This is a genomic window from Paenibacillus xylanilyticus, assembly GCF_009664365.1.
Taxonomy (GTDB): Bacteria; Bacillota; Bacilli; order Paenibacillales; family Paenibacillaceae; genus Paenibacillus; species Paenibacillus xylanilyticus_A.
Window position 1 is genome coordinate 5,505,764 of the sequence record NZ_CP044310.1, and the last position, 12,998, is coordinate 5,518,761.

Sequence of the window (12,998 nt, forward strand, 5' to 3'; positions counted from 1 at the left end):
GCTCCTTTCAACAGGGCTTGCGGTTCTTTTTTATTACATTGGGGTTCTGAACCCCACCTTATTTTAAATTAAGCTTCAACCGGGTACATTTTTTTGCGCAGTTCTTTAATTTCATCACTTTCCAGATATTCATCATAGCTCATTTGGCGATCAATAAGGCCATTTGGCGTAATTTCGATAATCCGGTTCGCAATGGTTTGGATGAACTGATGGTCATGGGAAGTGAACAGCATCGTGCCGTCAAAATCGATCAGACCGTTATTCAGTGCCGTGATGGATTCGAGATCCAAGTGGTTCGTTGGCTCATCCAGAATGAGTACGTTCGCGCCCGTTTGCATCATCTTCGCCAGCATACAGCGAACCTTCTCTCCCCCGGACAGCACACTCGCTTTTTTGAGTGCTTCTTCTCCGGAGAACAGCATACGACCCAGGAACCCACGCAGATACGTTTCATCCTGATCTTTGGAATACTGACGCAACCAATCCACCAGAGTCATCTCTACGCCGTCAAAGTATTTGGAGTTGTCTTTCGGGAAATAAGCCTGAGTTGTCGTTACACCCCAAGTATATTCACCGCCTTCAGCCTCTACTTCGCCCATCAGAACGTCAAACAGAAGAGATTTGGCATTACCGTTAGGACCAACAAAAGCAATTTTATCCCCTTTGTTTACCACGAAGCTGATATCATTCAGCATGTTCTCGCCTTCAACCGATTTGCTTACACGATCAACAGTCAACAATTGCTTGCCTGCTTCACGCTCAGGTTTGAAGTTGATGAACGGATATTTACGGTTTGATGGACGAAGATCATCCAGCGTGATTTTGTCGAGCTGCTTCTTACGCGAAGTCGCTTGCTTCGACTTGGATGCATTCGCGGAGAAACGTTGAATAAAGGCTTGCAGCTCTTTAATCTTCTCTTCTTTTTTCTTGTTCGCATCACGCTGCAACGCGAGCGCCAGTTGGCTGGATTCGTACCAGAAGTCATAGTTACCTACATACAGCTGGATTTTACCGAAATCGATATCCGCAATGTGTGTACATACCTTGTTCAAGAAGTGACGGTCATGGGATACCACAATAACGGTACCTTCATAATCCATCAGGAAGTTCTCGAGCCATTGAATGGATTCAAGATCCAAGTGGTTGGTAGGCTCATCGAGCAGCAGATTGTTTGGAGTACCAAACAATGCCTGTGCCAGCAAAACGCGAACCTTCTCGTTACCACTCAGCTCTGTCATCTTCTTCTCATGCATGTCACGATCGATACCCAGACCGATCAGGAGTGCCGCTGCATCCGGCTCAGCATCCCAGCCATTCAGCTCGGCGAATTCACCTTCAAGCTCACCAGCACGCAGACCATCTTCTTCAGTAAAGTCCGCTTTGGCATACAGTGCATCCTTCTCTTTCATAATCGAGTAAAGACGACTGTGGCCCATAATTACGGTTTCGAGAACCGGGTACTCATCATATTCAAAGTGGTTTTGCTTCAAAACGGCCATACGTTCGCCCGGGGTAATGTGCACCTCTCCCGAGTTTGCTTCAATTTCACCGGACAAAATTTTCAGGAATGTTGATTTGCCGGCTCCGTTGGCGCCGATCAGGCCATAACAGTTGCCTGGCGTGAATTTGATATTCACATCTTCAAAAAGTGCACGTTTTCCGTAGCGGAGCGTGATGCCGCTTGTACTAATCATTAAGCATACCATCCTTTATTTTAATAATCTGCTACTGCATTCATAGCAATCATGGATTCAATATCCCGTAGCCTATTCTGGCACCATATTATAACACAAAAAAACGGCAAATTCGAAAATTAGCCGCTTTTTACTCGTTAAAGTTTTGGTAATTGTGCAACTGCTGCGGATATATCCTTACCTTAGCATATTTAGCCCGCTTTTGTTAGCTCTTTCTATGATCCTCATGACGAATACGCAGGGTCTCACCGTGTCCGAGCACCCGGATTCGTTCTTTGTGGATTCCGAGTCGTTCACGTTCAACTTCCAGCCGATCCAGCGCTTCCTTAGGCGTATCATCCGCGAGTTTAAACGTGCCATAATGCATCGGAACCATAAGCTGTGAACCGGACTCCACGAAACCTTGCAGCGCTTCTTCCGGCGTGACGTGCTGGGATGTCATAAACCATTCGGGTTCATAGGCACCAATCGGCATTAACGTAACACCGATGTCAAAGCGCTCTCCAATCGTTTTGAAGCCCTGAAAGTAGCCTGTATCCCCAACAAAATACAAAACAGGTGGTCCCTCTGATTGCTGCGAATTCTGCGTTCTTGAATCTGAGGACGGTTCGTTCTGTTCACTTGCAGCCGCACTCTCCTCGGATGATGGCGTCAGCCCATGATGCTGCTCCAGTACATAGCCTCCCCAGTGGGATGTATTCGTATCAAACAACGTCCGGCGGGTCCAGTGCTGTGCAGGGACAAAGGTGATTTTGACGCCGCCGAGCACGATATGCTCCCACCACTTCATCTCATGGCAACGATGGAAGCCCTTGCGCACCATTTTTCGTTTAAGCCCATCCGGTACAATCAGCAAGGTTTTGGCGGTAACGAGCTTCCGCAATGAAGCGAGATGCAAATGATCATAGTGAGAATGGGAGATCAGGATGACATCCAGCGGTGGAATATCTTGAATCGGAATACCGGGGGGACCCAGTCTCCGTTGAAATCCCATTTTTTCGGCCCACACGGGGTCAGTCACGATGTTCAGTCCATAATATTGAATAAAAAAAGTGGAGTGACCGATCCAGGTAATCGTTGTCTCATCCCGGTTGGCATGCAGGTAATCCAGCTCAGGCGGGTGTTTGGGCACGGTATAGGAATAATCCTTCACCTTGCTCCGCCGCTGCTCCCTCCACTGCTTGAATTCCTTTAACGTTTTGTCCGTACTTACATTATCAATGTTGTTATAACGGATTTTCGGCATGAAAGGGCCCTCCTCCCTTCCTAATATCTTAACCCAACCTAAGCCATTTTGAAAAAAGAGAGGCGCGTTAATCTTTTGGGTTTTTGCATACTGCCAGATACACGAACAGAAACGCAATCGCAGCAACAATAATGAGCGGCGGTGCATACATGATCGTGAATTCTTCAAAGAAGCTCAAACCCGTTATGCCCGGAATGCCAGTTACCCCTTCCAGATTCATGAGGATCATCCTTTCTTTTTACCCGATTGGCCACGGACGTAATTCGCATCAAACAGAAACAGCTTCATAATGAGGATTAGCGACGGAATCAGCACCAGCAGACCGAGACTGAATGCCGTGATGAGCGCGATCCCCATCGTCCGGTTGGTAAAGCTGTCATAGATGTTAATGTACGGATACAGGATATAAGGCAGATGCGACCTGCCATATCCATACCAGGCGAAGGCGAATTGAAGCATCACGGCGATGAAGCAAGAGCCGAGGTACTTTCGCTTCCATACAAGAGAGACCGCAATCACAAAACAAATAAACGATGCGATAAACATCCACGAAATATTGACCATTTGATCAAAGTGCACGGGATTCTGTTTGTTAATCTGCAGGAACGCCAGGAAGCTGGCAAAAATCGTGGGCAAGCTCCACAGCAGTGCGTATTCCCTCAGCACTTCAAATGCCGCCTCATCTTCAGCTCTCTTGGCATAATAGGACAGAAACATCGCCGAAATATAAAGCACACTGACAAGCGCAAGCAGTACAACCGACCAGGTATATGGGTTCGTCAGGAATTCACCCCAGCGAAAAAACACCTGCTCACCAACCTGCTCAATGATTCCGCCCTCTGAAATGGCCAATATCGTAGAAAATACAGCCGGGATCAATAATCCCGTCGCACCATATAGAGCCATGTAAATGCGACTGTTTTTACCATGATTGCCATAGGTATTGTACGCGTAGTAGACACCCCTAATAGCCAGCAGTACAATAGCCAGGGAGCCGGGGACCAGAAGAGCTGTTCCATAATAAAAGGCACTATCCGGATAGAACCCTACCAAACCAACGACGAAAAAGATCAGAAACACATTCGTCACTTCCCACACTGGTGACAGGTAGCGCTGAATAATGTTATGGATTTTGTTCTCATGTCCTGTGAGCAAGCTATAAAAACTGAAAAAGCCTGCTCCAAAATCAATGGAAGCCACGATCAAATAACCAAACAAAAATGTCCATAATATCGCAATGCCAGCAATTTCGAAGCTCAATGGACAATCCCTCCCTCAAGTCCAAGCGAATCCAGCTCTTTCTCGGCTTCCTTGTTCCGGAATAGCTTGCTGAGTACTCGAATAGCAGAAAAACACAGGACCAGATATAACAGGATGAACAGAACGAGCATCCATCCTACCGAGGTAGAGGTAGTAGCTGCTTCCGACACTTTCATGTATCCCCGCAGAATCCATGGCTGCCTGCCTACCTCGGCAAACATCCAACCCAGCTCAATGGCAATCATGGCCAGTGGACCGAGAAAAACAATTCCGAGCAGGAGCCATTTCGGATACGGCTTTCGTCCCGGAAGCCAGCGGCGGAACACATACAGAACAGGAATCAGCAGGATGATCACGCCTGTCGTTACTTTCAGGTCAAACATGTAATGAATGGACAACGGCGGCCGCAGATCAGCAGGATACTCTTCCAGTCCCTTCACTTCGGTGTCCAGCCGATTCCCCGCGAGAATACTGAGCGCATACGGAATTTCAATCGCATATTTCACCTCATTATTCTCGTCGAGTATTCCACCATAGACGAGTGGGGCCTCCTTCATGGTCTTGAAGTGCCATTCTGCCGCAGCCAGCTTCTCCGGCTGGTATTTCGCCAGAAACTTGCCCGAGGAGTCGCCGATCATGACTGTACTAACCGCAAACACTAGGGCACATACCGTGGTGAGCTTAAGTGCCTTTTTGTAATAAACATGGTCACGACCACGCAGCAGACTGAACGCAGCGATACCTGCAAGAATACCGGCACTGAGCGTATATGAGGATCCCAGCACGTGAGAGACCTTGGTTGGCGTAGCAGGGTTCAACATGGCTGCAATCGGATGAATATCCTTCATGATGCCATTAATCAAAGTAAATCCTTGAGGCTGATTCATGAAGGAATTCACGGTTGTAATGAAGATGGCCGAAGCGGATGATCCCAATGCTACCGGAATGAGCAGCAGCATGTGAGTGTATTTCTTCTTGAACCGATCCCAGGTATACAGGTAAATTCCCAGAAAGATCGCTTCCACGAAAAAGGCGAACGTCTCCATAAACAGCGGCAGGGCAATCGCCTGACCCGCGACCCGCATAAACATCGGCCACAGCAGGCTAAGCTGCAAACCAATGGAGGTTCCGGTAACGACACCTACAGCCACGGTGATGACAAAGCCCCGTGCCCATCTGCGTGCCAGCAAGGTGTAATGGATATCGTTCGTTCGCAGCCCCCGCCATTCGGCCAGCGCAATCATTAGCGGAACGCCTACGCCGATGGAGGCGAATATAATATGTACAGCCAGGGTCAGACCGGTCAGAATCCGGCTGAGCAGAACAGGGTCCAGCGATGACATGGGTGACACTCCTCTTCATCATGATGTAAAGCTTCATGTATCTGCTTGTCCTAATAGCTCAATAACTCATGATACGCATGATACTTTTTACAACGGCATACAGTACGACCACTGCTGCGACCAGGCAGACAATAATGAGCGTTTTCTCCTGTTTGCGAAACATATACCTGCCATCCTCCTTTTGATCCGATGCAAATTATGGCGCTATAGACAGTTTGCAAAAGTTCATGGTTTTTTATCCTGAAAATTTGAAAAACAAAAAAAGCCTTTATCCTCGAGAAGAACTCACTCCCCGAAAGATAAAGGCTAACATGTTGATATCCTTGCTCATTAAGCAAATTTGTTAAGGTATACGTACCGATTCGTTAAATAGTATAGATTGAAGTCTCTGCTTCACTCGATCCACCTCAGATTGTGCAAGAGGTGCGTCAGGAGCCAACTTGTAATTCCTCCCGGTTACATAACTGATGTCTTCTGCTGCACCATGCTTGGTGTAAGGCAGTATCGGTATAGGTGTTCGTGAATAATCTGTAAAGTCTATAACATTCCATTCCGTTTCTTGGTCTTCTTTTGCTAATATTATTCTCTCTGTCTTGGTCTCCATCCAAAGATAGCGCAAATTTTCTGGAGACACATAGCTGCCCAATGAAGTTGTGTAACCCGTACCACGGAACATCAGAGTGAAACTGGTGTTATCATTGCTGCCTCCAGAACGCTGTTTGAAGGTCTCTGACAACTGGTGTACACCCACGATATTCGTTTTTGCTCCTGCAGGGAATTGATTAACATAGGCCGAAAAATTAGATTTTAAATTCGGAGTTCGCATTATCCAATTAGCACCTACGACTAGTGATAAGTAATTTTGAGTGTTTAAATTGCGATACGGATTATTAATATAATTTGCCGTTGTCCGCAATTGGGGAAATGCACTCATCTCATCAACATAAGGGTCTGCGGGATGAATTGTCCAGCGGGATGAACCTGTGATGTAACGTGAGCCGATAGGATCAATTGTTATTGCATTCATGAAAATCAATCCACTGTTGTCCCCAGACGATTGAGCAGGCACCATAGGATTGTTAATATTGGACCAGTAAGGCATCAAAGGCGAACCCTCCGCTGAAAGTTGATCAACGTTATATTGCGTTGCAGCCCATCCCATAAACGAATCAATATTAAAATTTTGTTTCAGCCACATGGCTTGCTCGGGATTCACTGCATAGGTGGATAATGACTTGGGCCGATAAGCTTCCGGAATGCTGTTCCAAACCGAAGATTGCCCATTCGTTCCTCCCTCGTGCAGGTTGGTTAATGCATTGTACCGATACATATACATCCATGAGTTCATCTCACTTGCCCATTCAGATAACGAGTAGTTATTATTTGGGTAACCTGCTGCTATTCCTACCTCATCGCCGTAAGCATCTATATATTCTAACAGACGCTTTAATTGCGGACGCTGACTCTCATTAAAAACAAAACGGTTATCCAGAGCCCATGTCACCTTTAATGATGGATCGATAGTAGACAACATGCTTCGGATTTCATCCATTTCGGCAATGGTTGTCGCCTGAGCCCCGGTATCTTCAAGCAAAATAGAAACCCCAAAGTATTGTTGTCCTATTGAAGAAGGTTCGACTGTCAAACTGAAAGATTGATTAAAGTCAATTCCATTTTGCAAGGATACTACGCTGATCTGACCTTCTACTGAGGATCCTGAAGGCGGGATATTGTAAAAATTTGAAATATCCCCATCCGAACCTAAAATCTGCAAATCATCTGAAAAAGTAACTTGTAGATCTGCAGGTAGCCGATTGGAAGGTATCTCTTGACCCTGAACATCTATAAAAGTATATACCATTTTCCAATTAGATCCGTAAGCCTCATGCGTTGCAGGAATCGTATAGGTAGCAAGTGAAACAGTGATAGGATCCACGACAGGGTCCACCGGATCCGGTGGGGTCGGCCCTGGATCTACCGGATCCGGCAGGGTCGGTCCTGGATCTACCGGATCCGGCAGGGTCGGTCCTGGATCTATCGGATCCGGCAGGGTCGGCCCTGGATCTACCGGATCCGGCGGAGTCGGCCCTGGATCTACCGGATCCGGTGGGGTCGGTCCTGGATCCACCGGATTCGACGGGGTCGGTCCTGGATCCACCGGATTCGGCGGGGTAGGTCCTGGATCCACCGGATTTTCCGAATCAGATCCTTCTTTGGAATCCACCATTTCCAATAACTTCAAGGCTCTTTCTTTGTACTTTGCTGCGTTTCGAAATACCCTATAAGAGATAGCAGCAGCTCCCTGTCGATCTAAAATACTCTGTGGCTTCAAATCGCCATTCGCATTTCCCTGAATAATTCCAAGTCGTTGAGCTAGCCAAACTGAGTTTCTTGCCTCATCTGAAATCTGATCTACATCATTAAAATCAGGCAAGTTATCCATTTTTTCTAGCTTTACTCCTACACCTAATCCCCTCACGTACCACATAATGGCTTCTTCCTTAGTCACTCGGTTTTTGGCACCAAACCAGTGTCTATTTGGTAAAACATTGGGTATCTGGGCTTCCATAACAGCAACGATCCATGGTTCAGCCCAAGATGAAACTCTAGCTGGTACCCATTGATTAGACGTGGGTACAGGAAGCTTTAAAACTCGGCCTACCATAGTTGCAAATTCTTCACGATTAATAAACTGATTTGGACGAAAGGTTCCATCCTTATATCCTTCAATGATTTTGTTTCGTGCCAACTCATTGATTTCATAATTTGCATATGAATATCGGATATCGTTAAAAATATCTTTTGTTGCAATTTGTGCTCCTACATATGCCGGTTCATTAATGATTAACAGCAGACTTAACAGGCAAAACAAGATTTTCTGAGCAAACCTGTAGTTATCCATCATAATTATAAGGCCCTATGTAGAATTGTTGAGTAAAAATGTACCTCACCTTCCTCACTAACAGTCACCCCTGCCGGGTGACCTTTCTAAAATCCTGGTATGTCTGCCATTTCGTCTGTTTTATAGCAAATTTATATATCCACCTCCTTAGACTCGTCTACATAGCACATTTAAATTAATTCATCATACTTAGGCAACCGTATCATAAAAGTGCTGCCTTTATTGGGAGTTGACGAGAAGGTTAAGGTTCCTTCATGATCTTCAACAATTCTCTTAGAAATATATAATCCCAGTCCAGTTCCCCCGATTTGCCTGTGATCCGAATTATCAACTCTATAAAACTTCGTAAAAAGATTATCTTGGACATTTTCTGCAATTCCGATGCCGTAATCTCTTACGTCTACGCACAAATATTCTTCTCCCTCCCAGACGGTAATATCTATGCGATCTGCACCAGGAGAGTATTTCACTGCATTCCCTACTATGTTGTGAAGTACCTGGATCATTCGATTTCGATCAGCATAAGCGAAGAAGTCACCGTCCAGAGCATGCACATATATTCGTTGCTTTGCTTTGAGATTCCACTGTTCAGCAACGCCCTCCACCATTTCAAGCAAAGGCACATATGTCATGTGATATGTCATTCGGTCATTTTCCAAACGCTGAATATCCAGAAAATCGTCTAAAAGACCCGTTAATCGTGTTCCCTCTGCAGATATGGTTTGCATAAACTGATTACGTTTTTCCGAAGGGATATCATACATAAGCATCAATTCTACGTGTCCCATAATTGCTGCAATAGGTGTTCTTAATTCGTGAGATACAACGCTAATTAGTTCATTCTTCATTCGGTTTAACCGCTCTTCTTCCGTTCGATCTCTAAAAACTAGCAAGAATCCATGATTTATAGACTTGTGAGGGCTCTCTACATGCTTAATATATAGTGAAAACACATTCCCTTCTGATCCCACAGCGCCATAGGTGAATTCAGTTTCAATAAACGATAGTTCCCTCAACAAGAACGAATTCACTTTTTCCGCCAACTGAAGATCTACTTTTGTCGAGGCATTATCGATTTCCTTGGCGAATTCCGATATAGATTTCCCTCTGTAATGCCCTAACCCAAACATTAGTTCTATCTGGTGATTTACAATTGTAATTACACCTTTTGGATCACACATTACCAATCCTTCTCTGACAGACTCAATGAAATGTTCACTAATGTCACGTTGTTCTTCAATAGCGCTTTTTCCTTTGACCAATTCTCCATTCAAGTTTTCCAGAGCAAGAGCTTGTCTGACCTTTTCTTCTTCTGCGATAGTCCGCTCTGTCATGTCTCTGATAAAAAGGTTATACAAGGACTCATTATTCCCTACCTGAATTTCTACAATCTTGTACTCAATAGGAAAAGTTGAACCGTCTCGATGCAGACCAGAAATCTCATCAGTAAGTACGACAAAACGTTGGTGTCTGACATACCCAAAACCATTTAATCGGTTTTTGATCTCTTCGCAGCTTGCCCCTTTGAACAAAGAGGAGGCTTGGACCAAACCAACTACTTCCTTTCGTTGCCATCCAAACAATTGCTCCGCAGCAGGATTAAACTCTATGATGATTCCGCTCGGTTCAACGGAAACAATAGGATCAATTGAAGAATCTATTATTGCCTTCTTGATTTCTTCACTATTTTGTAACTCGGACGTTCTCTGATTTACGCGATCCTCTAATGTCATCTTGTCCTGTCGGATTTGTTCAAACTGCTCGACGAGTACATTGGCCATTTTTCTTAGATTATTGATAAGAATTTGAACTTCCGTAACATGGCTAGAAGGCCAACTGATCTGTCTCTCACGAAATAAAATGAGCGGTAGCGAGCCTGTCAATCTGGTAAGGCCCTTCATCGGACTCACTACTTTTTTGCTTAGCGGGGAGGCCACCATCATGGATGTTAACATGATTAGATAAATGGACTGAAGAGCCAGTAAATAAATTTTCCGAACATGGCTGTAGTATTGTTTGGAATCCATTTCAATGAGCATTTTATATGGAAATACATCGGGTATATTAATCTCATAGATAAACGACGTGTTTTTCCAATTTTGTAAAACGTCTCTTTCAAATTTATCTGTGTTTCTCTGATATACTTGTGTTTCATCAATGTCAATCATATGGTACCCACTTAAATCCAATGTCTCCCCACTATTTATTTCATCTATAGCGGATGCAACAATTCTCTCTTCTCTGTCTACAATCACTAAATTTACGGCATAAAATTCTTTATATAGTTGCATACTATCTGTTATATTTTCAAGGTTTAAAATCCCTCTATTCGAATCCTGTATTACTCCATATGCAGCATGTTTAAGATTGGCCAGTATTGAAGATTTAATATCATTCATTTGTCTGCGACTGTCGGCTGTTATGAGCATCAAGGAAACAACGACGACAAACGCCACCACATACTTGGATGCAATTCGGGATAAAGGAATGGTAAAGGGTCTCTCTCTTTTGGTTGGATACTTGGTAATCCAGTAATCTATAATAACTCCCGCGATTAAGGCATTGACCATACCATTCACACTATAACTCAAATAATAGTATTGAATGTTGTCCAAACCCTTATTTAACCCCCACTGTCCTATCACAAAAAAAGGAATGATCATGAAGATCCAATAGAAGGTGTCTGCCTTTAGAACACTTGTATTTTTCCTTTTATATTGGAGATACCAGACACACGCTATCTCAGGAACAACAATCGTCATGTCAACCAAGTTGTGTGTCCAGTCTCCGGTTATGAGCATGTACATCATGTTGATTAATAATATTGAAACCATTGCATATATGCCGCCGAACATCCGAAGTACAACCAAAGCAGCTAAAGACCCCATCACTAGATTGACACCGTGGAATAAACTAACCGGAAAAATGCTTCCTATCGTTCCCAAAACGGTCAAAACCAGCGTTCCGATCCAAGGTCTTCTTAATTTTTCAGCTAGCATCGTCTCAAGTGTGTCTTTTGCAATTCTTGTCATTGTATCAACTTGTTAGCGGCGTATAATCCCAATCATGCGTGAATCTAATTGTATCCATCTCACCAATCTCCTTCCCGACTTGTAGCTCGATTAATTCTAAATGTTCATTTCCCGCACGTATAGCATGTCTTGTTCCAGCCTCAACAATGATAATATCTCCGGCCATTATTGGAGAAACAGCCCCATTCAAACATGTCTCACCCGTGCCCGACACAATTGTCCACACTTCTTTACGCAAATAATGTTCTTGATAACTGATGCCTCTGCCTGGAGAAATGATGATACGTTTGGTGATGGTTTCAATCCCCTCGGCATTTTTTTTATGCATGAGAACCGTCTGCTTTCCCCACAATCTCTCTTCGTATCTCGGCGAAATTTCCACTTCTTGTACCATGCTTTTGATACCTGTTGCCTCATTCCTGTCAGTTACCAAAATACCGTCAGGACCGGCTACAACAATAATGTTAGGTACTTTCCACACACTTACTGGCAAATCAAGCTCATTAATAATATGCGAATCTTGTGAATGCCTGCATAGATAACCTTTTCCAGCTACATTTGATAGCATTTCTTCAGTTAGCGAATCCCAGGTACCAAGATCCTTCCACGTTCCACCATAAGTAATAACTGCAGTCTTGTTTGATTTCTCCACAACTTCGACATCAAAACTGGATTTAGGAACCTTACTATACATATCTCGCAATTGATGGTAGTGATAAGGTAGTCCTTTTTTACGAAGAATATCAATCATGTAACCCAGACGAAAAGCAAATACGCCACAATTCCACAAAGCTCCTTTTTGTATTAACTGTTCGGCCCTGAGGATATCTGGCTTTTCGGAAAAATACTCTACCACGTGATAAGGAATATTAGCTATCCCCGTATTTCCAGGAACAATGTAACCATATTTCTCAGACGGATGATCTGGTTTAACTCCTATTAATGCAATTTCAGAATAGGATTGTTCCAATATTTTAGGTAAATGTGCAAGCTGTTTTATAAAAGAATCATCAGCATAACCATCTACCGGCATAACAGCCACAACCTCATTTTTGTCCACATTCTGAGAGTAAAGGTGTGCTGCAGCAAGTGCAATGGCAGGAAATGTATCTCTTCTTTCAGGCTCTTCAATTACCTCAACATTTCTTGATAACTGGCTAGTGATCAATTCCTTCTGACTGCCGCTTGCAGAAAAAATAACATTATCTGTCATACCAGCACCCTCAAGTTGACGCCATACTCTCTGCAGCATACTTTCCCTTATATTACCATGCTGAAGAACGGGCAAAAATTGCTTGGGTCGATTATTATTTGATAAAGGCCATAAACGTTTGCCCGCTCCACCCGATAATAATATTAAGCGCATCTGAATGCCCCTTTCATCACAAAGTGTTATACAATTAATAGACCCAATGCTTTCCATCCTATATTTTGGGATAAAATCATTAAACTTCTTCCATCATTTTTTTGTCATACTAGATATTTTCTTAGCAATTTCTTAACAAATCTATACATAAGAGG

General features: G+C 44.0%; 8 protein-coding genes. All 8 read right to left on the reverse strand.

Going from position 1 to position 12,998, the window contains the following annotated elements:
- Nucleotides 1–68: 68 nt before the first annotated feature.
- On the reverse strand, nt 69–1,694 hold the full coding sequence (locus F4V51_RS24615) for an ABC-F family ATP-binding cassette domain-containing protein (protein ID WP_153979954.1): 1,626 nt from the start codon (nt 1,692–1,694) through the stop codon (nt 69–71).
- A 205-nt stretch (nt 1,695–1,899) separates the two neighbouring features.
- Nucleotides 1,900–2,940, reverse strand: coding sequence for an MBL fold metallo-hydrolase (locus F4V51_RS24620; RefSeq protein WP_153979955.1), 1,041 nt, complete (start codon nt 2,938–2,940; stop codon nt 1,900–1,902).
- Between the two features lie 67 nt (nt 2,941–3,007).
- On the reverse strand, nt 3,008–3,160 hold the full coding sequence (gene cydS, locus F4V51_RS28890) for a cytochrome bd oxidase small subunit CydS family protein (protein ID WP_153979956.1): 153 nt from the start codon (nt 3,158–3,160) through the stop codon (nt 3,008–3,010).
- Between the two features lie 5 nt (nt 3,161–3,165).
- Nucleotides 3,166–4,200 carry a cytochrome d ubiquinol oxidase subunit II gene (locus F4V51_RS24630; protein ID WP_153979957.1) on the reverse strand — a complete coding sequence of 345 codons (1,035 nt, stop codon included), beginning with the start codon at nt 4,198–4,200 and terminating at the stop codon, nt 3,166–3,168.
- Nucleotides 4,197–5,543: a cytochrome ubiquinol oxidase subunit I gene (locus F4V51_RS24635; RefSeq protein WP_153979958.1), complete on the reverse strand. Its 1,347-nt coding sequence runs from the start codon at nt 5,541–5,543 to the stop codon at nt 4,197–4,199. Before F4V51_RS24635 ends, F4V51_RS24630 begins: the two co-directional genes overlap by 4 nt.
- Nucleotides 5,544–5,886: 343 nt before the next feature.
- Nucleotides 5,887–8,448, reverse strand: a complete 2,562-nt coding sequence (locus F4V51_RS24640; protein WP_153979959.1) for a DUF3863 domain-containing protein — start codon at nt 8,446–8,448, stop codon at nt 5,887–5,889.
- A gap of 167 nt (nt 8,449–8,615) precedes the next feature.
- Complete coding sequence (locus F4V51_RS24645; RefSeq protein ID WP_153979960.1) at nt 8,616–11,477, reverse strand: PAS domain-containing sensor histidine kinase; 2,862 nt, start codon at nt 11,475–11,477, stop codon at nt 8,616–8,618.
- Between the two features lie 4 nt (nt 11,478–11,481).
- Nucleotides 11,482–12,843 (reverse strand): sugar phosphate nucleotidyltransferase, encoded by a 1,362-nt coding sequence (locus F4V51_RS24650; RefSeq protein WP_153979961.1) that lies wholly within the window; start codon nt 12,841–12,843, stop codon nt 11,482–11,484.
- Nucleotides 12,844–12,998: the final 155 nt, after the last annotated feature.

Coding starts and splice junctions, on each gene's coding strand:
- F4V51_RS24615 (WP_153979954.1), bottom strand. CDS start 1,694: ATGATTAGTACAAGCGGCATCACGCTCCGCTACGGAAAACGTGCACTT.
- F4V51_RS24620 (WP_153979955.1), bottom strand. CDS start 2,940: ATGCCGAAAATCCGTTATAACAACATTGATAATGTAAGTACGGACAAA.
- cydS (WP_153979956.1), bottom strand. CDS start 3,160: ATGAATCTGGAAGGGGTAACTGGCATTCCGGGCATAACGGGTTTGAGC.
- F4V51_RS24635 (WP_153979958.1), bottom strand. CDS start 5,543: ATGTCATCGCTGGACCCTGTTCTGCTCAGCCGGATTCTGACCGGTCTG.
- F4V51_RS24640 (WP_153979959.1), bottom strand. CDS start 8,448: ATGATGGATAACTACAGGTTTGCTCAGAAAATCTTGTTTTGCCTGTTA.
- F4V51_RS24645 (WP_153979960.1), bottom strand. CDS start 11,477: ATGACAAGAATTGCAAAAGACACACTTGAGACGATGCTAGCTGAAAAA.
- F4V51_RS24650 (WP_153979961.1), bottom strand. CDS start 12,843: ATGCGCTTAATATTATTATCGGGTGGAGCGGGCAAACGTTTATGGCCT.